This is a genomic window from Pseudomonas sp. 86_A, assembly GCF_017491705.1.
Taxonomy (GTDB): Bacteria; Pseudomonadota; Gammaproteobacteria; order Pseudomonadales; family Pseudomonadaceae; genus Aquipseudomonas; species Aquipseudomonas koreensis.
Window position 1 is genome coordinate 180219 of the sequence record NZ_JAFGYS010000013.1, and the last position, 25606, is coordinate 205824.

A 25606-nucleotide genomic window follows, 5' to 3' on the forward strand; every position below is an offset into this window, starting at 1 on the left:
ATAACGAGACGAACGGGGTTTCGCTATCGAGTAAAAATAATTCTCATTTAGTTCAGGATCACCAGCGCCGGGAATTCCTGCAGGCGCGCGGAGGTGATGTGGGCGAGGGAGCGCACCACGTCGAGCGGTTGGTCCAGGCGGTAATTGCCGGTGACATTGATGTCGGCCAGTTGCTCGTTGGTGTTGATGATCCAGCCCGGGTAGTAGCGGCGCAGTTCGGCCAGCACCTGATTCAGCGGGCAGTTCTCGAACACCAGGCGGCCCTGGACCCAGGCCAGATCGGTATTCGCGTCGAGTTTGGCCGGGCGGTCGAAGCCGTTGGGGCCGACGCGGATGCTTTCCCCGGCGGACAGGCGCACCCGCGCATCATTATGAGTGGCGCGCAGATCGACATCGCCGCGCTGCACGTTGACCTGCGCCACGCCGTCCAGGTAGCGCACGGCAAATGCAGTGTCATGCACACTGGCCTTGACCGGGCCGGCATCGATTTCCAGCGGCTGGTTGCGGCTGCCGGCAATCTCGAAAAATGCCTCCCCCTGATACAAGCGCGCGACGCGTTGTTGATCATTGATGGTGCTGGAAAACGCCGAATTGGTATTGAGCAGGACTTTCGAGCCGTCCTCCAGTTGCAGGCGCTGGCGCTCGCCGACCACGGTGAGGTGATCGGCCTGCAAGCGCATCGGCAGATTGCTGAAACTGAACAGGCCGAGGATCAGTACCGCAGCGGTGGCCAGCGGTTTCCAGTGCGGGCGCAGACGTTGGAGGACAGTGACTTTTGCAGGTTTCGCCGCGAGGTTTTGTGCGCACAGGGCAATCTGCGGGCCATCCCAGATCGCCTGGGCCTTGGCGAACGCCTCGGCATTCAACGGATCAGCCGCCAGCCACGCGTGAAATTGCCGGGTCTGCTCTTCGTCCGGAGTGCCGAGCACGATGAGCCAGTCCAGGGCCTGGTCCATTGCACTTGCAGCATCCTGCGCCGTTTCGGGCGAAGGCGAGCGGTGGGTGTCCGTCACGGTGTTTCCTCGGCAGTGTCTGCGCACGGCTGTTTTTTTAGTGAAGCGTAAAAGCCGGGCAAGGGTAACAAAGCCCGATGATCAGTGCAGTCGATCCATGCGCTGACGAAAAGTGCCTGAAGCCTCAGTCGACATTCAGGCGCTCGGCGACGCCGATGCAAATGCTCATGATCAGTTTCAGTTCTTTCTGCACTGTGCTGAGGGAGACATTCAGCTCGTCGGCGATTTCCTGATAGCTGTGTCCGTGCAGGCGGCTGAGGATGAATATCTGCTGTTGCCGCGGGCTGAGTTGACTGAGGCTCACGTTCAGGCGCTCCAGCAATTGTTCGGCGTGGGCGGCGTCTTCGGCGCTGCTGGCGGGGGCGGCGACGCTGTGCACCACGTCCTGCGGCACGTCATCAACCATGGTCCGCGAATGAATCTTGCGCGCGCGCAAATGATCCAGCGCCAGGTTGCGCGCAGTCTGGAACACAAAGGGTTCAAGGTGATCGATGGCACGCTCGCTCAGCGCCCGTGTGACGCGCAGGTAGGTTTCCTGCAGCAGGTCTTCGGCGGTGCTGTGGTTGTTGACCATCCGCTCGATCGTGCGCAGCAGGGACGTGCGCTGAGAGAGGAAGACGTGGTTGAAGCGCGATTGACTCACGGGGGAACCTGATCCATTTTGAGCGAATGATAATGCTTATCATCTAGCTGAATGGTCAAGCCTTGATTTGTCAAAGAAGGGTAAAGGTCTTGTGCGGATCGAAATGTAGGAGCTGCCGAAGGCTGCGATCTTTTGATGTTGATCTTAAAAACCACATCAAAAGATCGCAGCCTTCGGCAGCTCCTACAGGGGGCGGAAAAACCTTACTCGGCGTTACACAGCGCCAGGCAGTTATCCAGCATGCGGTTGGAGAAGCCCCACTCGTTGTCGTACCAGGCCAGCACTTTCAGCAGTTTGCCGCTGGCTTTGGTGTGGTTGGCGTCGAAGATCGACGACAGCGGGTTGTGGTTGAAGTCGCTGGAAACCAGCGGCAACGTGTTGTAACCGAGAATTTTCGAGTGCTGGCTGGCAGCCTTCATCAGCGCGTTGACTTCCTCGGCAGTGGCTTCTTTCTTCAGCTGCACGGTCAGGTCCACCAGCGACACATTGATCACCGGTACGCGCACGGCCATGCCGGTCAGTTTGCCTGCCAGTTCCGGCAGCACCAGGCCTACCGCTTCAGCGGCGCCGGTCTTGCTCGGGATCATGTTCTGCGTGGCCGAACGCGCGCGGTACGGGTCGGTGTGGTAGACGTCGGTGAGGTTCTGGTCGTTGGTGTAGGCGTGGATGGTGGTCATCAGCCCGCTTTCGATGCCCAGCTCGCGGTGCAGCACTTGCGCGACAGGCGCCAGGCAGTTGGTGGTGCACGAGGCGTTGGAGATGATCTGGTGCGACTGGCGCAGAATGTCGTGGTTCACACCATAAACCACGGTGGCGTCGGCACCTTTGGCCGGGGCCGAGATGATCACTTTGCGCGCGCCGGCAGTAAGATGCGCAGCGGCTTTGGCACGGTCGGTGAACAGACCGGTGCACTCGAACACCACATCGATTTTTTCCGCAGCCCACGGCAGGTCGGCTGGATTGCGAATGGCGCTGACCGAAATGCGGTCGCCGTTGACCGTCAGGCTTTCATTGTCATGGGCCACTTCGGCGTCGAATGTGCCGTGAACGGTGTCGTATTTGAGCAGATGGGCGTTGATGGCGCTGTCGCCCAGATCGTTGATGGCGACGATCTGCAAATCCTGTCGATAGCCTTGGGTATACAGTGCACGCAGGACATTACGGCCGATGCGGCCAAAACCATTGATTGCGATTCGAAGAGTCATTGAACAGCGCCGCCGTCGTTTTGTTGTTGGAATTACAAGATTATTCGCATAAAAATAGAAAACAAGCCTTTTTAGTGGCAATATTTTGTTTTATCTACAACGAGTGACCTGAATCAACTGGTCCGAATGGTCAAAAAAGCCGTCTGTCATTCCAACAACAACGGCGTTTGATCAGCATAGACAATCAGGTCGCCACATCCGTTAGCCTGGAGTTCTACACATGCATCCCCGCGTTCTTGAGGTCACCGAACGGCTTATCGCCCGCAGCCGCGCCACGCGTCAGGCTTACCTTGCACTGATTCGCGGGGCCGCAACCGACGGGCCGATGCGCGGCAAGCTGCAATGCGCCAACTTCGCCCACGGCGTGGCCGGGTGTGGCAGTGAAGACAAGCACAGCCTGCGGATGATGAACTCGGCGAACATCGCCATTGTTTCTTCGTATAACGACATGCTCTCGGCGCACCAGCCGTACGAAGTGTTCCCGCAACAGATCAAGAACGCTCTGCGCGAAATCGGCTCGGTCGGCCAGTTCGCCGGTGGTACACCGGCGATGTGCGATGGCGTGACCCAGGGCGAGCCGGGCATGGAGCTGAGCCTGCCGAGCCGCGAAGTGATCGCCATGTCCACGGCGGTGGCGCTGTCGCACAACATGTTCGACGGCGCGCTGATGCTCGGCATCTGCGACAAGATCGTGCCGGGCCTGATGATGGGGTCGCTGCGCTTCGGTCATCTGCCGACGATCTTCGTCCCGGGCGGACCGATGGTGTCGGGGATTTCCAACAAGGAAAAAGCCGACGTCCGGCAGAAATACGCCGAAGGCAAGGCGACCCGCGAAGAGCTGCTGGAATCGGAGATGAAGTCCTACCACAGCCCGGGCACCTGCACCTTCTACGGCACCGCCAACACCAACCAGTTGCTGATGGAAGTCATGGGCCTGCACTTGCCGGGCGCGTCTTTCGTCAACCCGAACACGCCGCTGCGCGATGCCCTGACCCGTGAAGCCGCGCATCAGGTCACGCGCCTGACCAAACAGAACGGCAACTTCATGCCGATCGGCGAAATCGTCGACGAGAAGGCGCTGGTCAACTCGATCGTCGCGCTGCACGCCACCGGCGGCTCGACCAACCACACCCTGCACATGCCGGCGATCGCCATGGCCGCGGGCATCCAGCTGACCTGGCAGGACATGGCCGACCTCTCCGAAGTCGTGCCGACCCTGAGCCACGTCTACCCGAACGGCAAAGCCGACATCAACCACTTCCAGGCGGCAGGCGGCATGTCGTTCCTGATCCGCGAACTGCTCGAAGCCGGTCTGCTGCACGAAGACGTCAACACTGTGCTCGGCCATGGTCTGAGCCGCTACACCAAAGAGCCGTTCCTTGATAACGGCGAGCTGGTGTGGCGCGAAGGCCCGATCGAAAGCCTCGACGAAAACATCCTGCGTCCTGTGGCCCGTGCGTTCTCGGCCGAGGGCGGCTTGCGGGTGATGGAAGGCAACCTCGGGCGCGGCGTGATGAAAGTTTCCGCCGTAGCGCTGGAGAACCAGATCGTCGAAGCACCGGCAATGGTGTTCCAAGATCAGCAGGACCTGGCCGATGCGTTCAAGGCCGGTTTGCTGGAGAAAGATTTTGTCGCAGTGATGCGCTTCCAGGGCCCGCGTTCCAACGGCATGCCCGAGCTGCACAAGATGACGCCGTTCCTCGGCGTGCTGCAGGATCGCGGCTTCAAAGTCGCGCTGGTCACCGACGGGCGCATGTCCGGCGCGTCGGGGAAAATCCCGGCGGCGATCCACGTCAGCCCTGAAGCTTATGTCGGTGGTGCTTTGGCGCGGGTGCAAGAGGGCGATATCATCCGCGTCGATGGCGTCAAAGGCACTTTGGAACTCAAGGTCGACGCCGCCGAATTTGCAGCGCGCGAACCCGCCAAAGGCCTGTTGGGCAACAACATCGGCAGCGGCCGCGAACTGTTTGGCTTCATGCGTTTGGCCTTCAGCTCGGCGGAGCAGGGCGCCAGCGCCTTCACTTCTGCCCTGGAGACGCTTAATTGAAACTGGCTTTGGTCGGTGACATCGGAGGCACCAACGCGCGGTTCGCGTTGTGGAAAGATCAGCAACTGGAATCGGTTCAAGTGCTGGCCACGGCCGACCATGCCGGCCCGGAGGAGGCGATCAGCCTCTATCTGAGCGGCCTCGGTCTGGCGCCGGGTTCGATCGGTTCGGTGTGCCTGTCGGTGGCCGGTCCCGTGAGTGGTGATGAATTCAAGTTCACCAACAACCACTGGCGCCTGAGTCGCACGGCGTTCTGCCAGACCTTGCAGGTCGAGCAACTGCTGCTGATCAACGACTTCTCGGCGATGGCGCTGGGCATGACCCGTTTGCAGCCCGACGAATTCCGCGTGGTCTGCGAAGGCACGCCGGAGCCGTTGCGTCCTGCGGTGGTGATCGGCCCAGGCACCGGCCTTGGCGTCGGCACCCTGCTTGATCTTGGCGAGGGCCGTTTCGCGGCATTGCCGGGGGAGGGTGGTCATGTCGATCTGCCGCTGAGCAGCCCGCGTGAAACGCAGCTGTGGCAGCACATCCACAACGAAATCGGCCATGTCAGCGCGGAAACTGCGTTGAGTGGCGGTGGTTTGCCCCGGGTTTACCGGGCGATCTGCGCGGTGGACGGGCATGTGCCGACGCTGGATACCCCTGAATCGATCACCGCTGCAGGATTGGCGGGTGACCCGATTGCCCTGGAAGTGCTGGAGCAGTTCTGCTGCTGGCTCGGCCGTGTGGCGGGCAACAACGTGCTGACCACCGGTGGACGCGGCGGGGTGTATATCGTTGGCGGGGTGATTCCGCGCTTTGCCGACTTCTTCCTCGAAAGCGGTTTTGCTCGCAGCTTCGCTGACAAGGGCTGCATGAGCGATTACTTCAAGGGCATTCCGGTGTGGCTGGTGACGGCGCCGTATTCCGGGCTTGTCGGTGCCGGCGTGGCACTGGAGCAATCCACTCTTGTGGTGAAATAAGTCACCTGTGGCGAGGGAGCTTGCTCCCGCTCGACTGCGCAGCAGTCGTAACTTCGGCAAGCTCGATGTCATTGAAAGAACATCGGGCCGCTTCGCAGCCCAGCGGGAGCAAGCTCCCTCGCCACAAAAGCTCGTACGCCATCTGTTTTTGCTCAGGCATAATCCGCCCCAATTCCAACAACAAGGATGCCTTCGAAGTGAGCTCAGTCAACAAGTCGATATTGTTGGTCGATGACGACCAGGAAATACGCGAGTTGCTGGAAACCTACCTGACCCGTGCCGGGTTTCAGGTGCGGGCCACGGCCGATGGCGCCAGTTTCCGCCAGGCCCTCAACGAGGCGCCCAGCGATCTGGTGATCCTCGATGTGATGCTGCCCGACGAGGACGGTTTCAGCCTGTGTCGTTGGGTGCGCCAGCATCCGCGTCAGGCGCAAGTGCCAATCATCATGCTCACCGCCAGTTCCGACGAAGCCGACCGGGTGATCGGTCTGGAGCTTGGCGCTGACGACTACCTCGGTAAACCCTTCAGCCCGCGCGAACTGCAAGCGCGGATCAAGGCGTTGCTGCGTCGTGCGCAGTTCGGTCAGGAGCGCAGCGGCAGTGAAGTGCTGGCCTTCGACGAGTGGCGGCTGGACATGGTCAGCCATCGGCTGTTCCACACCGACGGCGAGGAAGTGATTCTCTCCGGCGCCGACTTCGCGCTGCTGAAGCTGTTCCTCGACCATCCCCAGGAAATCCTCGACCGCGACACCATCGGCAACGCCACCCGTGGCCGTGACCTGATGCCGCTCGACCGCATCGTCGACATGGCCGTCAGCCGCTTGCGCCAGCGCCTGCGCGACACCGAGAAACCGCCACGCCTGATCCGCACCGTGCGCGGCAGTGGCTACCAACTGGCAGCCAATGTGGTTGCCGGCAATGGTCACTGAGTCGCTGCGCCGGCTCGCCAGCAAAGTGCCGGTGCCGCGTTCGCTGCTCGGGCGGATGCTCCTGCTGACCTTGTTGGCGGTGCTGTTCGCGCAGACCTTGTCGAGCGTGATCTGGGTCTCGCAATTGCGCGCGACTCAGCTCGAAGGTCTGGTCACCAGCGCCCGCAGCCTCGCCCATTCGATGACCGCCAGCGTCAGCTATTTCCGTTCACTGCCGGTGGCGTACCGGCCGCTGGTGCTCGATCAGTTGCGCAGCATGGGCGGCACCCGTTTCGTGGTCACGCTCAACGACAAGCCGCTGGGCATGGACGTGCTGCCGATTACTCCGCGCAAGGCCGCGGTGATTCAAGCGGTGGACGAGGTGCTGCGTCAGTCGCTGGGCCATGACGCCGATATCTCGGTGACCTTCGTCAGCCCCGAAGACCTGCGGATCTTCAACGCCGGACTGAAACTCGACGAACTGCCACGTTCCTGGGCGCATTACGCGCTGACCCTGGAACCGGTGAACCCGCCGGTGCTGGTCACCCAGATTCAAATGGCCCCGGGCGAATGGCTGTACATCGCATCGCTGTTGCCCGAGCCCTACACCAGTCTTGAAGAGCAAGGCCTGCCGGCGCAGCAGGTGTGGTTCATTGTCCTCACCAGCGGCTTTCTGCTGTTGTTCATCGGCCTGCTGGTGCACTGGCAGAGCCGGCCGCTCAAGCGTCTGGCGCGGGCGGCGCGGGATCTGTCGTTGGGTGCCGACGTCGAACCGGTGGCCGAGGGCGGCGGCAGTGAAGTGGTGGAAGTGGGCCGTGCGTTCAACACCATGCGCGAGCGCATCAGCCGTTACCTGACCGAGCGCAGCCAGTTGTTCAGCGCGATTTCCCATGACCTGCGCACGCCGATCACTCGCCTGCGTTTGCGCGTCGAACTGCTCGAAGACGAGAAGCTGCAAGCCAAGTTCGGCCGTGATCTGGATGAGCTGGAGCTGCTGGTCAAAGGCGCGCTGCAGTGCGTGAAAGACACCGACATCCACGAGAACATCGAGCCGGTGGACCTCAACCATGTGCTCGACTGTCTGGTAGAGCCGTATCTGGCGCCCAACGGCAATGGCCGCGTGACCCTGCAAGGCAAGGCACTGGCGGCGTATCCGGGCAAGCCTTTGGCGTTGAAACGCTGCATCGGCAACCTGATCGACAACGCGTTGAAGTACGGACAAAACGCGCATCTGCACATCGACGACGATGAGCGCGCGTTTGTCCTGCACGTCGACGATGAAGGCCCGGGTGTGCCGGAGCAACGGTTGGAGCAGGTGTTCGAGCCACACTTTCGCTTGGCGGGGCAGCAGCAGGGTTACGGGCTCGGCCTCGGGATTGCGCGCAACATTGCCCACAGCCATGGGGGGGAGGTGACGTTGCAGAATTTGCGTGAGGGTGGGTTGCGGGTGACGTTGCAGTTGCCGCGCAGTGTTGACTGATACCACCCCTGTGGCGAGGGAGCTTGCTCCCGCTGGACTGCGCAGCAGGCCGTCTTTTGGGTGCCGCGTCGCGCCACAGCGGGAGCAAGCTCCCTCGCCACAGGTTTCACTTCGGACCTATGTCACTGGCTGGTGACAAAACCCGCCCCCTTCGTTACAAGACCACCCCGGCCCGTTGTTTAGACTGCCCGCAGTCATAACAACAAAAAAGGGCCACTCCATGGACACCTTTCACCCAGGCTTCAGCAGTTGGCTGAACGCCCCTGCCCACCAGCAATGGCTCGCCGACGAAGGTCTGCGCCTGCTGGCATTCGCCAAGGCTTCAAAGCTGCCCGAAGGTTTCGGCAACCTCGACGAGCGCGGCCGTCTGCCGGCGCACGCGCACGCCGAAACCATGAATACCGCACGCATGACCCACAGCTTCGCCATGGCCCACATTCAGGGCCTGCCGGGGTTTGCCGAACTGGTCGATCACGGCATCGCAGCCCTGCGCGGGCCATTGCGCGATGCCCTGCACGGCGGCTGGTTTGCGGTCGCTGAGCATCGCGATGGTAACACCGGCAAGAATGCCTATCTGCATGCTTTTGTCGCGCTCGCGGCCAGTTCTGCGGTGGTCGCGCAACGCCCCGGTGCCCAGGCATTGCTGGATGACGCCATCGACATCATCGACACGTATTTCTGGAGCGAAGAAGAGGGCGCCATGCGCGAATGCTTCAATCGCGACTGGCGTGAAGAAGAAGCCTATCGCGGCGCCAACAGCAACATGCACGCCACCGAAGCGTTCCTCGCGCTGGCCGATGTCACCGAAGACCCGCGCTGGCTGGTGCGTGCGCAACGCATCGTCGAGCGGGTGATTCACGGCCACGCCGCCGCCAATGGTTACCTGGTCATCGAACACTTCGACCGCGACTGGCAACCGCAGCGCGAGTACAACCACGATAACCCGGCCGACGGCTTCCGCCCTTACGGCACCACCCCAGGCCACGGTTTCGAGTGGGCGCGGCTGTTGCTGCACCTCGAAGCGGCGCGGGTTCAGGCCGGGATGCTCACGCCTGGCTGGCTGGCGACCGATGCGCAAAAACTCTTCGAGCAGAACTGCCGTCACGGCTGGGACGTCGATGGCGCGCCGGGGATCGTCTACACCCTCGACTGGGACAACAAAGCCGTGGTCCGCCATCGCTTGCACTGGACCCATGCCGAGGCCAGCGCTGCCGCGAGTGCCTTGCTCAAGCGTACCGGCGATGCGCAATACGAAACCTGGTACCGACGGTTCTGGGAGTTCTGCGAAAACCATTTCATCGATCGCTGCGATGGCAGTTGGCATCACGAACTCGATCCGCAAAACCGTCCGAGCGCCGATATCTGGCCGGGCAAACCCGACCTGTACCATGCCTGGCAGGCGGTGCTGATTCCTCGTCTACCCTTGTCACCCAGTATGGCAACGGCTCTGGCGCAATGGTCGCGGAGCGTTCCTGTGTAACCATGTGGTGACATTTGCGCATCCCTTCGTTACCTGCGGGGGGAAACGTCCTGTTTAAACTCCTGTGCAGCGCAAGCACCAGACTTGCATGCATAACAACAAGAAAGGTACATCTCAGATGAATGCGATTTCTCGCCTCGCTACTGTCATTTCTGTCGCCTCCCTGTTCCCGCTCGCAATTCTGCCTCTCAGTGTTTCAGCTGCCGAATCCAAAGGTTCGGTCGAAGTCGTGCACTGGTGGACGTCCGGTGGCGAAAAAGCCGCCGTTGATGTGCTCAAGGCGCAAGTCGAAAAAGACGGTTTCACCTGGAAAGACGGCGCTGTCGCCGGCGGTGGCGGTGCCACGGCCATGACCGTGCTGAAAAGCCGTGCCGTTGCCGGCAACCCGCCGGGCGTTGCCCAGATCAAAGGTCCGGACATCCAGGAATGGGCGTCGACCGGTCTGCTCGACACCGACGTTCTGAAGGACGTCGCCAAAGAAGAGAAGTGGGACAGCCTGCTCGACAAGAAAGTCTCCGATACCGTGAAGTACGACGGTGATTACGTGGCCGTGCCGGTGAACATTCACCGTGTGAACTGGCTGTGGATCAACCCGGAAGTCTTCAAGAAAGCCGGCATCACCAAGAACCCGACCACCCTCGAAGAATTCTACGCAGCTGGCGACAAGCTCAAGGCCGCGGGCTTCATCCCGCTGGCCCACGGCGGTCAGCCTTGGCAGGACAGCACCGTGTTCGAAGCCGTGGTGCTTTCGGTCATGGGCGTTGATGGCTACAAGAAAGCCCTGGTCGAGCTGGACAACAAAGCGCTGACCGGTCCGGAAATGGTCAAGGCGCTGACCGAGCTGAAGAAAGTCGCGACCTACATGGACGCCGACGGCAAGGGCCAGGACTGGAACCTGGAAGCGGCCAAGGTCATCAACGGCAAGGCCGGCATGCAGATCATGGGTGACTGGGCCAAGTCCGAATGGACCGCTGCCAAGAAAGTCGCCGGCAAGGACTACGAGTGCGTAGCGTTCCCGGGCACCGACAAGGCATTCACCTACAACATCGACTCGCTGGCGGTGTTCAAGCAGAAAGACAAAGGCACTGCTGCCGGTCAGCAGGACATCGCCAAAGTCGTGCTGGGTGAAAACTTCCAGAAAGTCTTCAGCATCAACAAGGGCTCGATCCCGGTTCGCAACGACATGTTGAACGACATGGAAAAGCTCGGCTTTGACTCCTGCGCGCAAACCGCTGCCAAGGACTTCCTGGCTGACGCCAAGTCCGGCGGTCTGCAACCAAGCATGGCGCACAACATGGCGACCACGCTGGCAGTGCAGGGCGCGTTCTTTGATGTCGTGACCAACTACATCAACGACCCGAAAGCCGACCCGGCCGATGCGGCCAAGAAACTCGGCGCGGCGGTTCAGTCGGCCAAGTAATCCTTGGCCCCTGTAGGAGTGAGCCTGTGTGGTGAGGGGATGAATCCCCTCACCACAGGCGGTCTCCCACAGGGAACCTCTTTGTAATCCTAATTCCCTGTACTGGATTTCCCCATGAGTTCTGTTGCTGTGTTCAGCAAAGCCTCGCCGTTCGATGCACTGCAGCGCTGGCTACCGAAACTGGTGCTGGCGCCGAGCATGTTCATCGTGCTGGTGGGCTTCTATGGCTACATCCTGTGGACGTTCGTGCTGTCGTTCACCACCTCGACGTTCCTGCCCAACTACAAGTGGGCCGGCCTGGCGCAATACGCACGGCTGTTCGACAACGATCGCTGGTGGGTGGCGAGCAAGAACCTGGCGGTGTTCGGTGGCATGTTCATCGGCATCACTCTGGTGATCGGCGTGCTGCTGGCGGTGTTCCTCGACCAGCGCATCCGTCGTGAAGGCTTTATCCGCACCATTTACCTCTACCCGATGGCGCTCTCGATGATCGTCACCGGTACCGCGTGGAAATGGCTGCTCAACCCGGGCATGGGCCTGGACAAATTGTTGCGTGACTGGGGCTGGGAAGGCTTCCGTCTGGACTGGCTGATTGACCCTGATCGCGTGGTCTATTGCTTGGTGATCGCCGCTGTCTGGCAAGCCTCGGGCTTCATCATGGCGATGTTCCTCGCCGGCCTGCGCGGTGTTGATCAATCGATCATCCGTGCAGCGCAGATCGACGGCGCGAGCATGCCGACCATCTACTGGAAAGTGGTGCTGCCAAGCCTGCGCCCGGTGTTCTTCAGTGCGGTGATGATCCTCGCGCACATCGCGATCAAGAGCTTCGACCTGGTCGCGGCGATGACGGCCGGTGGCCCGGGTTATTCCTCTGACCTGCCGGCGATGTTCATGTACTCGTTCACCTTCAGTCGCGGCCAGATGGGCATGGGCTCGGCCAGTGCGATTCTGATGCTCGGTGCGATTCTCGCGATCATCGTGCCTTACCTGTACTCCGAGCTGAGGACCAAGCGTAATGACTAGTCTCGCTGCCAAACCCGCCTTCAGCCTCAGTCGCGTGGCGATCTACGCGGTGCTGATCCTCGCGGTCCTGCTGTACCTGATTCCGCTGGTGGTGATGCTGCTGACCAGCTTCAAGACCCCGGAAGACATCAGCACCGGCAACCTGCTGAGCTGGCCGACCGTGGTCAGCGGCATCGGCTGGGTCAAGGCCTGGGCCACCGTTGACGGTTACTTCTGGAACTCGATCAAGATCACCGTGCCGGCCGTGGTCATCTCCACTGCCATTGGCGCTTTGAACGGTTACGTGTTGTCGATGTGGCGCTTCCGCGGTTCGCAGTTGTTCTTCGGTCTGCTGCTGTTCGGCTGCTTCCTGCCGTTCCAGACCGTGCTGCTGCCGGCCTCGTTCACCCTCGGCAAGATGGGCCTGGCGAGCACCACCACCGGCCTGGTGTTTGTCCACGTGGTCTACGGTCTGGCGTTCACCACGCTGTTCTTCCGTAACTACTACGTGAGCATTCCCGATGCGTTGGTGAAAGCCGCACGCCTGGATGGCGCGGGTTTCTTCACGATTTTCCGGCGGATCATTCTGCCGATGTCGACCCCGATCATCATGGTCTGCCTGATCTGGCAGTTCACCCAGATCTGGAACGACTTCCTGTTCGGTGTGGTGTTCTCCAGCGGCGATTCGCAACCGATCACGGTGGCGCTGAACAACCTGGTCAACACCAGCACCGGGGCCAAGGAATACAACGTTGATATGGCAGCGGCGATGATCGCCGGGCTGCCGACCCTGCTGGTCTATGTGGTCGCAGGCAAGTATTTCGTGCGCGGGCTGACGGCCGGCGCAGTCAAGGGGTAATCATGGCAACGCTCGAACTTCGCAACGTCAACAAGACCTACGGTGCCGGCCTGCCGGACACCCTGAAGAACATCGAACTGTCGATCAAGGACGGTGAGTTCCTGATCCTGGTCGGCCCGTCGGGCTGCGGCAAGTCGACCCTGATGAACTGCATCGCCGGCCTCGAGACCATCACCGGTGGCGCGATCATGATCGGCGACCAGGACGTCAGCGGCATGAGCCCGAAGGATCGCGACATCGCCATGGTGTTCCAGTCCTACGCGCTGTACCCGACCATGAGCGTGCGCGAGAACATCGAGTTCGGTCTGAAGATCCGCAAGATGCCGCAGTCGGCGATCGACGAAGAAGTCGCACGCGTGGCCAAGCTGTTGCAGATCGAACACCTGCTCAACCGCAAGCCGGGCCAGCTCTCCGGTGGTCAGCAACAGCGTGTGGCGATGGGCCGGGCCCTGGCGCGGCGGCCAAAGATCTACCTGTTCGACGAACCGCTGTCCAACCTCGATGCCAAGCTGCGCGTCGAGATGCGCACCGAAATGAAACTGATGCACCAGCGCCTGAAAACCACCACGGTCTACGTGACCCACGACCAGATCGAAGCGATGACCCTGGGCGACAAAGTGGCGGTGATGAAGGACGGGATCATCCAGCAGTTCGGCACGCCGAAAGAGATCTACAACGATCCGGCCAACCTGTTCGTGGCGAGCTTCATCGGTTCGCCGCCGATGAACTTCATCCCGCTGCGTCTGCAACGCAAGGACGGTCGTCTGCTGGCACTGCTCGACAGCGGTCAGGCTCGCTGCGAGCTGCCGATGAGCATGCAGGACGCCGGGCTGGAAGATCGCGAAGTGATCCTCGGCCTGCGCCCTGAACAGATTGTTCTGGCGAGCGGCGATGGCAATGGTCTGCCGAGCATCAAGGCCGAAGTGCAGGTCACCGAGCCGACCGGTCCGGACACGCTGGTGTTCGTCAACCTGAATGACACCAAGGTCTGCTGCCGCCTGGCACCGGACGTGGCGCCGCAGGTGGGCGAGACCCTGACCCTGCAATTCGATCCGTCAAAAGTGTTGTTGTTCGATGCCAAGACTGGCGAGCGTCTGGGCGTTGCCGGGCAACCGCAGACCGATGCGCGGTCTGCGAACGTGGCGCAGTTCAAAGGCCGGTAAACAGATAAATGCTGGAATGCAGTCATGTGGGAGCTGGATTCCAAAAGGAGCACGCGGTGGGTTGCCTGTAGTCCATCGCAAATTATGTAAACCACGTTGGAAAAAAACAGTTAATAACAATAAAGACGAGGATGTAGGGATGAAAAAGAAACACGTCAATGCCCGGTTGATCTGCCAAGTGTCAGCTGCGGCGGCATTGGTGCTGGCCGGCAATGCAATGGCTGCCGATGCATTCAGCTCCGATTCGAAATGGATGACCGGCGACTGGGGTGGCGAGCGGACCAAGCTGATCGAGCAAGGTATCGACATCAAGGCTGACTACGTTGGGGAAGTCGGTGGCAACCTGCATGGCGGCTACAACGACGACAAGACTGCGCGTTACGCTGACCAGTTCGGTCTGGGCGTGGCACTTGATCTGCAAAAACTGTGGGGCTGGGACAACACTCAGGCCAAGATCCAGTTGACCAACCGTAACGGTTACAACATCTCCAACGATCGTGTGGGCGATCCGCGTGCCGGCACCCTGTCGTCCTCGCAGGAAGTCTACGGTCGTGGCCACATGGTGCGTCTGACCCAGTTGTGGATTCAGCACCAGTTCTTCGACAACAAGCTCGACGTCAAGGCCGGTTACTTCGGCGAAGGCGAAGACTTCAACACCTTCCCGTGCGACTTCCAGAACCTGGCGTTCTGCGGCTCGCAGGTGGGTAACTGGGCGACCAACATCTGGTACAACTGGCCCGTCAGCCAGGCCGCGATCCGCGTCAAGTACAACATCAACGACGAGCTCTACGCGCAGATCGGTGCGTACAACCAGAACCCGTCGCAGCTGGAACACGGCAACGGCTTCAAGCTCAGTGGCAGCGGCACCGCCGGTACTGTTCTGCCGGTTGAATTGGTCTGGTCGCCGAAGGTCAACAGCCTGCCGGGCGAATACCGCGTCGGTTACTACAAGAGCACCGCTGATGCCAGCGACGTCCGTGAAGACGTCAACGGTCTCGACGCGGCAAAAACTGGCGATGCGTACAAGACCCACAGCAGCAAACACGGCTACTGGTTCGTCGCGCAGCAGCAACTCACCAGTCACAACGGTGATGCGTCTCGCGGTCTGAACATTGCGGCCAACGCCACGTTCCACGACAAGGACACCAACTTCATCGACAACTACCAGTCGGTGATGTTTGTCTACAAAGGCCCGTTCGACGCGCGTCCGAAGGATGATGTCGGCATTGGCGCGGCGCGCATCCACGTCAACGATGACGTGAAGAAAAACGCCGAACTGCTGAATGCTTCCAACGGTGTCTCGGACTACGACAATCCGGTGTTCTCGCCGATTCGTGAAACCGAATACAACTACGAGATCAACTACGGCTTCCACGTCACCAACTGGCTGACGGTGCGTCCTAACCTGCAATACATCACTCACCCGGGTGGCGTTGACGCAGTGGACAACGCTTTGGTCGCCGGCCTGAAAATTCAGTCGGTGTTCTAACGCTGTTGCGATAAGCTCCTCTCTATGTGCGCATATTTGCGGACAGCCCAGGCTGTCCGCTTTTTTTTGGAGGGTGGCGCAACCCATGACAGTCGAATTCGGAACCGTGGCCAATGCATGAGCATCCGCTGCAACGCTTCTTCAAATCCCTGCGCGAACGACCGGTGTTCGCCTGGGAGCGCTATCAGATGCGCGATGTGCTGGTGATCGACCATCCGCTGTGTCAGGCGGTGTTCAGTCGGCAGGGCGCGCAGTTGCTGCACTTTCAGCCACGCGGGCAGAAACCGTGGTTGTGGTGCGCGGCGAAGTGGCCGCACGTTGGCGCCATTCGCGGTGGCGTGCCGGTGTGCTGGCCGTGGTATGGCCGTCATCCGAGTGAAAACGCCTGGCCGTCCCATGGGTGGGCGCGGCTGCTCGACTGGAAATTGATCGACAGCAGCAGTGCCGACGACGGCGTGCGCCTGCATTGGCAGTTGCAGTTGTGCGACTGGCAGGCGGACCTGCATGCGCACCTGGGCGAGCGTATGGAATTGCGTCTGAGCACCGAGCATCAGGACGACATGCCGTGCCAGTTGAGCCAGGCTTTGCACGCTTACTGGCGTATTGGCGATGTCGGTGAGATAGCGCTGTCTGGGCTGGAAGGTGCGCAGGGTTACGACCAGTTGAGCCGCCAGTCCTGCCAGCAGGAAGGCGAGTTGCGCGTCGATGGCGGTTGTCAGCGGGTGTTCCAGCACGACGGCGAATTGCAGCTCAAGGATCACGCCTGGCAGCGCGAGCTGTGCATCGATACCGGCGACAGTGCCGACACCGTGGTCTGGCACCCGGGTTCACGGCCGTTGCTGGGCGTGAGCTGGGATGAAGTGACCGAGTTTGTCTGTGTCGAAGCGGCGGCGGGCGGGACGGACAGCCTGCATCTGGCGCCGGGGGAGAAGGCGCATTTGAGTTTGCAGGCGTGGGCGGCGGCTTAGTGCGTCAAGTACACCGATACCCTCACCCTAGCCCTCTCCCAGAGGGAGAGGGGACCGAATGGGGGATGCTCAAGAGTTACGCCGACGTGAAAGTGCAGTTCCGAATCCATGATCGACTGGATATTTCAGGTCGATGTACCGCGCAAGACCCCTCGGTCGGCCCCCCTCTCCCTCGGGGAGAGGGCTGGGGTGAGGGGCTTTTGATCTTTAGTTGAATTCATCCCCAACCGGATACCGGCTCGCATTCAAGCTCTCCTTGATCTTGCGCAGATGCGGCTGGAAATCCACCCCGCGGCGCAGGGTCATGCCGGTTGCCAACACATCCAGCACGGTCAACTGAATGATCCGCGAAGTCATCGGCATATAGATGTCGGTGTCTTCCGGCAGCGGAATGTTCAGGCTCAAGGTGCTGGCCTTGGCCAGCGGCGAATTCTCGGCGGTCAGGCCCAGCACCGAAGCGCCGTTCTCCCGGGCGATGCGCGCCACTTCCACCAGTTCGCGGGTGCGGCCGGTGTAGGAAATGATCACGAACAGCTCGCCGGTGTGCGCCACCGACGCAATCATCCGCTGCATCAGCACATCGGCATGCGCGGTGACCGCCAGGTTGAAACGGAAGAACTTGTGCTGCGCATCCAGCGCCACCGGTGCCGAAGCGCCGAGGCCGAAGAAGTGGATCTGCCGCGCCTGAATCAACAGGTCGACGGCGCGGCTGATCAGGTTCGGATCGAGTGCCTGGCAAGCGCTGTCCAGCGAGGCGATGGCGCTGCCGAAAATCTTCTGCGTGTACGCCTCGGGGTTGTCGTCGGCCTCTACCGCGCGGCTGACATACGCCGCGCCACTGGCCAGGCTCTGCGCCAGTTGCAGCTTGAGCTCAGGGTAGCCGCTGACACCGAACGAGCGGCAGAAACGGTTGACCGTCGGCTCGCTCACCGACGCCGCCTGGGCGAGGGCGGCGATGCTGAAGCGAGTGGCCTGCTGTGGGTTGAGCAGGATCACCTCGGCGACTTTGCGTTCGGCCTTGTTCAGCTCTTCAAGGCGACTCTGGATCTGTTCCAGTAAATTTCGCACGCGGTCCATATGGAATTCCTAATTCACCTGCGCAAAGGTGCGCCGGGCTATGCAAATTGGGCCTTTGATATGGCCCGTGACGGTGGCCTATCCTACTGATGGCTCCGACCGACCACCACTCGGAATCTGTATTTTGCGAAAATGTTGTAGTTATTACTACATTTTCCCTTGAGTGATGCCTTGAAAAAAGGTATTTGTAGCTTAACTTGATAAAAGAACAAACATCATGCCTTCGATTACGGTTGAACCGTGCACCTTTGCCTTGTTCGGCGCTCTCGGCGATCTGGCCCTGCGCAAGCTGTTTCCTGCCCTTTATCACCTCGATGGCGCCGACCTGTTGCACGAAGACACGCGCATCATCGCGCTGGCCCGTGAACCCGGCTCCGAGCAGCAGCACCTGGCGTTCATCGCCGCCGAATTGCGCCGTTACGTTGGCAAAGAGCTGGACGAAGCCGTGGCCGAGCGCTTTCTCGCGCGCCTGAGCTACCTGCACGTCGACTTCCTCAAGGCTGAAGATTATGTAGCGCTGGCCGAAGCTGCCGGCACTGCGCAACGCATGATTGCCTACTTCGCCACCCCGGCGGCGGTGTACGGCGCGATCTGCGAGAACCTGGCGAAAGTCGGCCTGGCAGAAAACACCCGCGTAGTCCTGGAAAAGCCGATCGGTTCCGATCTGGAATCCTCGCGCAAAGTGAACGACGCCGTGGCGCAATTCTTCCCGGAGAATCGCACCTACCGCATCGACCACTACCTGGGCAAAGAGACCGTCCAGAACCTGATCGCCCTGCGTTTCGCCAACAGCCTGTTCGAAACCCAGTGGAACCAGAATTACATCTCCCACGTGGAAATCACCGTGGCCGAGAAGGTCGGCATCGAAGGCCGTTGGGGCTACTTCGACAAGGCCGGCCAACTGCGCGACATGATCCAGAACCACCTGCTGCAGCTCCTGTGCCTGATCGCCATGGACCCGCCGGCCGACCTGTCCGCCGACAGCATCCGTGACGAAAAGGTGAAAGTGCTCAAGGCCCTGGCGCCGATCAGTCCGGAAGGCCTGACCACGCAAGTGGTGCGCGGCCAGTACATCGCCGGTCACAGCGAAGGCAAGTCCGTCCCGGGCTACCTGGAAGAACCCAATTCCAACACCCAGAGCGACACCGAAACCTTCGTCGCCCTGCGGGCCGATATCCGCAACTGGCGCTGGGCTGGTGTGCCGTTCTACCTGCGGACCGGCAAGCGCATGCCGCAGAAACTGTCGCAGATCGTCATCCACTTCAAGGAACCGTCGCACTACATTTTTGCGCCGGAGCAACGCCTGCAGATCAGCAACAAACTGATCATCCGTCTGCAACCGGACGAAGGCATTTCCTTGCGCGTGATGACCAAGGAACAAGGTCTGGACAAAGGCATGCAACTGCGCAGCGGTCCGCTGCAACTGAATTTCTCCGACACCTGGCGCAGCGCGCGGATCCCCGACGCCTACGAGCGGTTGTTGCTGGAAGTGATGAACGGCAATCAGAACCTGTTTGTCCGTAAAGATGAAATCGAAGCCGCGTGGAAGTGGTGTGACCAGCTGATCGCCGGGTGGAAAAAATCCGGTGACGCGCCCAAGCCGTATGCGGCCGGGTCGTGGGGGCCGATGAGCTCCATTGCATTGATCACGCGGGACGGGAGGTCGTGGTATGGCGATATCTGATGTGAAACTGCCTGCGGGCGTGAACGCCCACGAATTCAAGAGCCCGGTGCTGTTGGCCGAAGGTCTGGCACTGAACGTGGCCAAGCAACTGACTGATGCCATTGCGGCACGCGGCAACGCAGTGCTGGTGGTGTCCGGTGGTCGCAGCCCGGTGGCGTTTTTCCAGCATCTGGCCAAGCAGGCGCTGGACTGGTCGAAGGTCGTCGTGACCCTCGCCGACGAGCGCTGGGTGCCGGTTGAACACGCCGACAGCAACGCCGGCCTGCTCAAGCAACATCTGCTCAAGGGCCCGGCCGCCGAGGCGCAGTTTCTCAGCCTCTATAGCGCGGCGGCCAACGTCGAGCAGGCTGCCGAACAAGCCGACCGTTTGCTGGCCGAATTGCCGCCGATTGATGTGCTGGTGCTGGGCATGGGCGATGACGGTCACACCGCGTCGCTGTTCCCCGATAGCCCGAACCTGACTGAAGCCTTGCAGGCGGACGGCAGCCGTCGCTGCTGGCCGATGCTGGCGCCAAGTGTGCCGCGTCAGCGCCTGACCATGAGCCGTGCGCTGCTGGCGTCGGCGAAGCACAAGATTCTGTCGATTTCCGGTCAATCGAAACTGACCACCCTGAATGCCGCACTGGCATCCGACGACGTCGCGGCCATGCCGGTTCGCGCGTTTCTGCAACCTACGTTAGAGATTTACTGGTGCCCATGAGCCAAGGAACAGCCGCTATGACAACCCCATCCCCGACCGTTTCCATGGCGGACAAAGTTGCCCTGATCGACAGCCTCTGCGCCAAGGCGCGGATCCTGCCGGTGATCACCATCGCTCGCGAACAGGACGTGCTGCCGCTGGCCGACGCTCTGGCTGCCGGTGGCCTGACAGCGCTGGAAGTGACCCTGCGTTCGCAGTTCGGTCTCAAGGCGATCCAGATTCTGCGCGAGCAGCGTCCGGAACTGGTGACCGGTGCCGGCACTGTGCTCGATCGCAACATGCTCGCGGCGGCCGAAGCGGCGGGTTCGCAATTCATCGTCACCCCGGGCATCACCCGTGACCTGCTCGAAGCCAGTGTCGACAGCCCGATTCCGCTGTTGCCGGGCATCAGCAACGCCTCCGGCATCATGGAAGGCTATGGCCTGGGCTATCGCCGCTTCAAGCTGTTCCCGGCTGAAGTCAGTGGTGGCGTCGCAGCCATCAAAGCCCTCGGCGGCCCGTTCGGCGAAGTGAAATTCTGCCCGACCGGCGGCGTCGGCCCGGCCAACATCAAGAGCTACATGGCGCTGAAAAACGTCATGTGCGTGGGCGGCAGCTGGATGCTCGATCCTGAGTGGATCAAGAACGGCGACTGGGCGCGCATTCAGGAATGCACCGCCGAGGCCCTGGCACTGCTGGACTAAACGCTTTACCTGACACTTCGTTGTGTGTTCTACGGCTTTACGGTGCGCTTGGTCGGTGCACCGTTTTTTTTTGCCTGGAAAAAGCCGTGGGAAATGGCGCGATACATAGTTACCGCACCGAAGCGCTCGCGCGTCGTTAATCTGCGTTCATCTTATGGAAGAGAGAACGTGTCATGGAACGAGAGACTTCAGCCGCATCACCCAAGCCGGTGTATCAACTGGCCCCGGAGCAAATCGCCGGGCCGTATTTTCGCAATCCCAAGCTGCTCAGGCGCAACATCAGCGAAGGTGCCGAAGGCCTGCCCTTGCTGTTGCGCCTGACCATCGTCGACGCCATGACCGGCGAGCCGGTGAGCGGGGCGCTGGTGGATATCTGGCACTGCAACGCACGTGGCGCCTATTCGGGTTGGAGCCGGGTCAACCCCGATCTTGAAGTCGATGCCGAGGCCATCGGCTCGATCCCGCGCACCGACGACGACACCTACCTGCGCGGCAGCCAGTTCTGCGATCAGCAGGGGCGGGCACGATTTACCACGATTTATCCAGGGTTCTACGCCGGTCGAGCGCTGCACATTCATGTCGCGGTGCGCATCGTTGCCGGCAGTGAGTATCTGGAGGAGCGCAACGTGGCCTGGGTCGGCCAGTTGTATTTCCCTGAAGTCGTTTCGCGCTCGGTACTCAGCGCCCGGGACTACCGCGGGCGGGCTTCGACGCCACTGAACAACGCCGAAGACAGCTATTTCACGAACATGGGCGGCGATGGCTCGACGCTGACCGTGTGGCCGATCGGCCGTGAATCTCACGAGGACGGTTATTTCGGCCACCTGACCATCGGCATAGACACCTTCGCGGCCTCATCGCAGATCAAGCCCGAGGACTTCGACAAATACACCGTGTGAACGGATCAGCGCAGCTCGTTGAGCGCGCGGGTCAGCGTCTGCATGTCGGCGGCGGTGGTGGTCAGCCCCGGCGTGATACGGATGCTCGGCCCGCTCGCCGCACCGTTGCGCACCACCGTAAACAGGTTGTAGTCGTTGAGCAGGCGCTCGACCATCGCCTGTTGATCGGCGTGGCGGGTAAAGCGCATCGAGGTGATGCCGCAATACAGGCGTGGATCGTCCGGGGTCATGACTTCGATCCCCGGCAGGTGCCGCACCGCGCTGACCCACAGGTTACGCAAATAGTTGAGCCGTGCGCCTTTGGCCGCGGCGCCGCCGAGCGAGCGGTGCTCCTCGAACACCAGCGGCAGGGACATCAGGGCTGGAATGTTCGGCGTGCTGTACGGCGTGCGTGCGCGGATATCGTTGGCAGGGAAGTGCATTTCGCCCATGTCCGGATCGATGTCGGCCAGACGCTGCGGCGCGATGTACAGAAAGCCCAAAGTCAGCGGCGCGCCGATCCACTTGTGCAGGTTGAAGCCGGCGAAGGCGATGCCCATTGCTTCGAGGTTGAACTCGATCTGGCCGAGGGCGTGGGCGCCATCGAGAATAATGTCTACACCATGTTGCTTCGCCAGCGCGGCAATCGCCTGTACCGGCATCACCAGCCCGCTGCGGTGGGTCACATGGGTCAGGGCCATCAGCTTGATTTTCGGGTAGCGGATGAAGGTTTCGCGGTAAGTGTCCAGCAGGCTGTCGAAGCTCGCCGGATGAGTGTGGTTGATCTCGATCACGTCCACGCCGCGATGCCGCGACAGCCAGCGCATGGCGCCTTTGACCGTGTCGTATTCCAGATCACTGATCAGCACCTGGTCGTTGGGCAGCAGGCGATTGTAGTTGCGGATCAGCGACTGCAGGGCATCCGTGGCATTGCGGGTGAAGGCCACGCTCTGTGCGCGCACGCCGATCATCTCGGCCAGTTGCGCACGGATCTCCAGGCTGTCGTGCTGTTCGAATCGCTGGCGCACATACACCGAGTTGCTGGTGTTGATCAGCTCGATGTTGCGCTGGTAGTCCTCGATCACCGTGCGCGACATGCGCCCGAAGTAACCGTTCTCCAGGTTCAGCGGTCCGGTCTGGGCCTCGTAGCGATCGGCGAAGGTTTGCCAGAACGCTTCGTCACGGGCACGGCGGGTGTTGTCAGGCATGATCGATTCGGCTCAGGGAGGAGGGCGCTTCAGTGGCGCGGGGCAGGTTTGCCGTGTTTGGCGCGTAGCGGTTCAAGCAGGTCCGACAGGCCGTTATGTTCGATTTCCTGCATCAGCGCCAGCAGTCCGCCGAGTTCGCCGTGAGGGAAACCTTCGCGGGCGAACCAGTTCAGGTATGGCCCCGGCAGATCGGCAATGATCCGGCCCTTGTACTTGCCGAAGGGCATTTCACGGGTGATCAGCAGTTCGAGTTTTTCAGGATTCATCAGTGGCAATCATCTGGATTCTAATCACGCTGGAAAATACAGGCATTCTGCATGCAGGCCAAATGACAGATCATGCAAATAACCGTGATACAGATGGTTCATTTATTTTTAAGTTATTGAAAAATAAAGAAAATAATCTTTTTGAAAAGCTGGCACGCACACTGCAATAACCCTTGCATCTTCAACCAACCGCAAGGAATTGAAAAAATGACTGATATCAATAAAGAAGCCATCTCTGTACTCAACGACCTGATCGAAACCTGCAAGGACGGCCAGGAAGGGTTCAAGACTTGCGCTGAAGACATCAAGCATCCAGAACTCAAAACCCTGTTTGTGACCCGTTCTGCCGATTGCGCAACCGCCGCCGCTGAACTGCAGGCTGAAGTGCGTAAACTGGGCGGTGATCCGGAAACCTCGACCAGCGTCAGCGGTGACCTGCACCGTCGCTGGGTCGACGTCAAAGCCATGTTCACCGGCAAGGACGAAGAGGCTGTGCTGAACGAAGCCGAGCGCGGTGAAGACCACGCACTGAAGGCCTACAAAGAAGCTCTCGAGAAAATCACCAAGCACAACCTGGTGGGTATTCGTGACCTGGTTGAACGCCAATACCACGGCGTACAACGCAATCACGACCAGGTGAAAGCCCTGCGTAACCAGGCTCGTGCAAACTCGTAAGCGTTCGCCGGTCACAAAAAACGCCAGCTAGTCTGGCGTTTTTTTGTGCCTGGAAAAAGCAGAAGCCCCTCACCCAAGCCCTCTCCCGGAGGGAGAGGGGAAAGCTCTTACCGAGAAACAACAAAACAATCAGCCGATGCTGATGGCTGGCAAAGTCGGCAACGTCACCGTCTGCTGTTTACGCGGTGCCAGAATTTCAGCCTCGCCATCCACTACCAACTCATCACGCTGGTTGAACACGCGAGTGGCGATGCGTACGCGAAACTTCGGCAGCTTCTCAAGAATTTCCAGGCGCACGGTCAGGGTGTCGCCAATCTTCACCGGCTTCTGAAAGCTCATCTGCTGGCCGATGTAGATGGTGCCCGGGCCAGGCAGCTCGCAGGCAACCGCAGCGCTGATCAGTGCACCGCTGAACATGCCGTGGGCGATGCGTTCCTTGAACATGCTGGCGGCCGCGAACTCGGCGTCCAGGTGCACCGGGTTGTGGTCGCCCGACATCGCGGCGAACAGCTGAATGTCGCGCTCTTCGACAGTCTTGCTGTAGCTGGCGGTCTGGCCGACTTCGAGGGCTTCGTAAGGGATGTTGGTAACCTGGGTCATCGGTCTTGATTCCTGTGACGGATTAAAGTGAATCCACAAAACATTATTCGCTGCGATGAGGGCGACGATGGCTCAGCGCCTGGTCGATCCAGGTCAGCACATCGGCAATCACTTCATCGCGATTGGTTTCATTGAACAATTCGTGCCGCGCCTGCGGGTAGATCTTCAGTTGCAGGTTCTGGCTGCCGGCCGCGCGCAACGCATTGGCCAGATCTGTCAGACGCTTGCCTTCGCTCACCGGATCACATTCACCGCCGATCACCAGCAGCGGCAGGCCCGGGTCGATCTGCGCGAGATTGGACGCTTTACTGATCTGCTGCAAGCCACCGAGCAGATCGATCCACAATTGATTGGTGCAGCGAAAGCCGCAGAGCGGGTCGCTGGCGTACCGATCGACCTCGACCGGGTCGCGGCTCAGCCAGTCGAACGCTGTCCGTACCGGTTTGAATTTGTTGTTGAACGAGCCGAACGACAGCCACTCGATCAACGCACTGCGGCCCGTGCCACCCTGGCGCAGTTTCTCGAAACGGGCGATCTGCCGCGCCGCGCCGTAAAGCGCCACGGGCTGAAAATTCGAACCGCTGAGAATCGCCCCGTGCAGGCTGGCGCTGTGATGCAGCAGATAGCCCTGGGCGAGGTAGCTGCCCATGCTGTGCCCGAGCAGGATGATCGGCACGCCGGGATGCTGCTGGCCGATGCGTTGATTGAGGCTGGCCAGATCGCCCACCACCTTGCACCAGCCATCGTCATCGGCGAAATGCCCCAGGGTCCCGTGTTCGGCGGTTTTGCCATGGCCGCGCAGGTCCGGGGCGTACACGCCATAACCGTGTGCGCACAACGCTTGCGCCAGTCGCTCGTAACGCGCGCTGTGTTCGGCCATGCCGTGGGCCAGCAGGATCAGCGCTCTCAAGGGCGCGACGGGCAGCCACTGGTTGACGAACAGGCGGCTGCGGTCACTCGCGTCCAGCCAGAAGGTGTGGTGGATCATGGCGGTTCCTTTTCATTGAGCGGCATTTGCTCCGAATCGTTGCATTGTATAGCGCGTCCTATTCGCCCACGCCACGGCAGGAAGATTCATGTAATCAATTACAACATTGTGTGTATTTGCCTGATTGGGCATAGCTGCTAGTGTCCGTGAAGCTCCGCTATTCAGAAATGACAGAAAAGCGGCTCCCGGATCGATTCAGGTAAAGAGG

General features: G+C 60.7%; 25 protein-coding genes. 17 read left to right on the plus strand and 8 right to left on the minus strand.

Features of this window, described 5'->3' with window-relative positions:
• Nucleotides 1-47 precede the first annotated feature (47 nt).
• The 3 genes from J5M57_RS20685 to gap form a co-directional block, all read right to left on the minus strand.
• Nucleotides 48-1013 carry a FecR domain-containing protein gene (locus J5M57_RS20685; protein WP_207850051.1) on the minus strand — a complete coding sequence of 322 codons (966 nt, stop codon included), beginning with the start codon at nucleotides 1011-1013 and terminating at the stop codon, nucleotides 48-50.
• 124 nt (nucleotides 1014-1137) lie between these two features.
• On the minus strand, nucleotides 1138-1656 hold the full coding sequence (locus J5M57_RS20690) for a sigma-70 family RNA polymerase sigma factor (protein WP_207850052.1): 519 nt from the start codon (nucleotides 1654-1656) through the stop codon (nucleotides 1138-1140).
• A gap of 203 nt (nucleotides 1657-1859) precedes the next feature.
• Nucleotides 1860-2861 (minus strand): type I glyceraldehyde-3-phosphate dehydrogenase, encoded by a 1002-nt coding sequence (gene gap / locus J5M57_RS20695; protein ID WP_083368105.1) that lies wholly within the window; start codon nucleotides 2859-2861, stop codon nucleotides 1860-1862.
• A gap of 220 nt (nucleotides 2862-3081) precedes the next feature.
• On the opposite strand from gap, the gene edd reads away from it, so the two are divergent.
• The 11 genes from edd (at nucleotide 3082) to J5M57_RS20750 (ending at nucleotide 16639) form a co-directional block, all read left to right on the plus strand.
• A complete protein-coding gene (edd, locus tag J5M57_RS20700; protein ID WP_047599558.1) occupies nucleotides 3082-4908 on the plus strand; it encodes a phosphogluconate dehydratase in 1827 nt (608 codons plus the stop codon).
• Nucleotides 4905-5870 (plus strand): glucokinase, encoded by a 966-nt coding sequence (locus J5M57_RS20705; protein ID WP_083368106.1) that lies wholly within the window; start codon nucleotides 4905-4907, stop codon nucleotides 5868-5870. The genes edd and J5M57_RS20705 overlap by 4 nt, the downstream gene beginning before the upstream one ends.
• Before the next feature lie 197 nt (nucleotides 5871-6067).
• Nucleotides 6068-6799 (plus strand): response regulator transcription factor, encoded by a 732-nt coding sequence (locus tag J5M57_RS20710; RefSeq protein ID WP_025112821.1) that lies wholly within the window; start codon nucleotides 6068-6070, stop codon nucleotides 6797-6799.
• Nucleotides 6789-8258, plus strand: coding sequence for an ATP-binding protein (locus tag J5M57_RS20715; protein WP_169842251.1), 1470 nt, complete (start codon nucleotides 6789-6791; stop codon nucleotides 8256-8258). Before J5M57_RS20710 ends, J5M57_RS20715 begins: the two co-directional genes overlap by 11 nt.
• A gap of 220 nt (nucleotides 8259-8478) precedes the next feature.
• Complete coding sequence (locus J5M57_RS20720; protein WP_207850053.1) at nucleotides 8479-9738, plus strand: AGE family epimerase/isomerase; 1260 nt, start codon at nucleotides 8479-8481, stop codon at nucleotides 9736-9738.
• Nucleotides 9739-9856: 118 nt separating this feature from the next.
• Nucleotides 9857-11158, plus strand: coding sequence for an ABC transporter substrate-binding protein (locus tag J5M57_RS20725; RefSeq protein WP_064588880.1), 1302 nt, complete (start codon nucleotides 9857-9859; stop codon nucleotides 11156-11158).
• Nucleotides 11159-11272: 114 nt separating this feature from the next.
• Complete coding sequence (locus J5M57_RS20730) at nucleotides 11273-12181, plus strand: sugar ABC transporter permease (RefSeq protein ID WP_007917874.1); 909 nt, start codon at nucleotides 11273-11275, stop codon at nucleotides 12179-12181.
• Nucleotides 12174-13019, plus strand: a complete 846-nt coding sequence (locus tag J5M57_RS20735) for a carbohydrate ABC transporter permease (RefSeq protein ID WP_047599569.1) — start codon at nucleotides 12174-12176, stop codon at nucleotides 13017-13019. Before J5M57_RS20730 ends, J5M57_RS20735 begins: the two co-directional genes overlap by 8 nt.
• Nucleotides 13020-13021: 2 nt before the next feature.
• Entirely contained in the window at nucleotides 13022-14182 is a 1161-nt protein-coding gene (gene ugpC / locus J5M57_RS20740) for a sn-glycerol-3-phosphate ABC transporter ATP-binding protein UgpC (protein ID WP_207850054.1), read from the plus strand.
• A gap of 139 nt (nucleotides 14183-14321) precedes the next feature.
• On the plus strand, nucleotides 14322-15671 hold the full coding sequence (locus tag J5M57_RS20745) for a carbohydrate porin (protein ID WP_169842247.1): 1350 nt from the start codon (nucleotides 14322-14324) through the stop codon (nucleotides 15669-15671).
• Nucleotides 15672-15784: 113 nt separating this feature from the next.
• A complete protein-coding gene (locus tag J5M57_RS20750) occupies nucleotides 15785-16639 on the plus strand; it encodes a D-hexose-6-phosphate mutarotase (protein WP_064588877.1) in 855 nt (284 codons plus the stop codon).
• 207 nt (nucleotides 16640-16846) lie between these two features.
• Here J5M57_RS20750 and J5M57_RS20755 read toward each other — a convergent pair whose 3' ends face one another.
• The gene (locus J5M57_RS20755) at nucleotides 16847-17707 is read right to left on the minus strand and encodes a MurR/RpiR family transcriptional regulator (protein WP_169842436.1); all 861 of its coding nucleotides are present in this window, start codon (nucleotides 17705-17707) and stop codon (nucleotides 16847-16849) included.
• 226 nt (nucleotides 17708-17933) lie between these two features.
• Between J5M57_RS20755 and zwf the strand changes: the two genes are divergently transcribed.
• The 4 genes from zwf to J5M57_RS20775 all read left to right on the plus strand — a co-directional run bounded on the left by zwf (nucleotide 17934) and on the right by J5M57_RS20775 (nucleotide 21682).
• Entirely contained in the window at nucleotides 17934-19400 is a 1467-nt protein-coding gene (zwf, locus tag J5M57_RS20760) for a glucose-6-phosphate dehydrogenase (RefSeq protein WP_007969322.1), read from the plus strand.
• Entirely contained in the window at nucleotides 19387-20100 is a 714-nt protein-coding gene (pgl, locus tag J5M57_RS20765; protein WP_207850055.1) for a 6-phosphogluconolactonase, read from the plus strand. Before zwf ends, pgl begins: the two co-directional genes overlap by 14 nt.
• A gap of 17 nt (nucleotides 20101-20117) precedes the next feature.
• Nucleotides 20118-20783, plus strand: a complete 666-nt coding sequence (locus J5M57_RS20770; protein ID WP_007969324.1) for a bifunctional 4-hydroxy-2-oxoglutarate aldolase/2-dehydro-3-deoxy-phosphogluconate aldolase — start codon at nucleotides 20118-20120, stop codon at nucleotides 20781-20783.
• Between the two features lie 173 nt (nucleotides 20784-20956).
• Nucleotides 20957-21682 (plus strand): intradiol ring-cleavage dioxygenase, encoded by a 726-nt coding sequence (locus J5M57_RS20775; RefSeq protein ID WP_207850056.1) that lies wholly within the window; start codon nucleotides 20957-20959, stop codon nucleotides 21680-21682.
• Nucleotides 21683-21687: 5 nt separating this feature from the next.
• Here J5M57_RS20775 and J5M57_RS20780 read toward each other — a convergent pair whose 3' ends face one another.
• A complete protein-coding gene (locus J5M57_RS20780; RefSeq protein ID WP_064588874.1) occupies nucleotides 21688-22869 on the minus strand; it encodes an aminotransferase class V-fold PLP-dependent enzyme in 1182 nt (393 codons plus the stop codon).
• Between the two features lie 29 nt (nucleotides 22870-22898).
• Nucleotides 22899-23135 (minus strand): DUF3820 family protein, encoded by a 237-nt coding sequence (locus J5M57_RS20785; RefSeq protein WP_207850057.1) that lies wholly within the window; start codon nucleotides 23133-23135, stop codon nucleotides 22899-22901.
• 2 nt (nucleotides 23136-23137) lie between these two features.
• On the opposite strand from J5M57_RS20785, the gene J5M57_RS20790 reads away from it, so the two are divergent.
• Together J5M57_RS20790 and J5M57_RS20795 are read left to right on the plus strand one after the other, a co-directional pair.
• On the plus strand, nucleotides 23138-23305 hold the full coding sequence (locus J5M57_RS20790) for a hypothetical protein (protein WP_207850058.1): 168 nt from the start codon (nucleotides 23138-23140) through the stop codon (nucleotides 23303-23305).
• Nucleotides 23306-23342: 37 nt separating this feature from the next.
• Nucleotides 23343-23810 (plus strand): PA2169 family four-helix-bundle protein, encoded by a 468-nt coding sequence (locus J5M57_RS20795; RefSeq protein WP_169842243.1) that lies wholly within the window; start codon nucleotides 23343-23345, stop codon nucleotides 23808-23810.
• 129 nt (nucleotides 23811-23939) lie between these two features.
• Here the strand turns inward: J5M57_RS20795 and J5M57_RS20800 are convergent, their stop codons facing one another.
• Entirely contained in the window at nucleotides 23940-24410 is a 471-nt protein-coding gene (locus J5M57_RS20800) for a MaoC family dehydratase (RefSeq protein ID WP_003227420.1), read from the minus strand.
• Between the two features lie 43 nt (nucleotides 24411-24453).
• Nucleotides 24454-25398 carry an alpha/beta hydrolase gene (locus J5M57_RS20805; RefSeq protein ID WP_207850059.1) on the minus strand — a complete coding sequence of 315 codons (945 nt, stop codon included), beginning with the start codon at nucleotides 25396-25398 and terminating at the stop codon, nucleotides 24454-24456.
• Nucleotides 25399-25606: the final 208 nt, after the last annotated feature.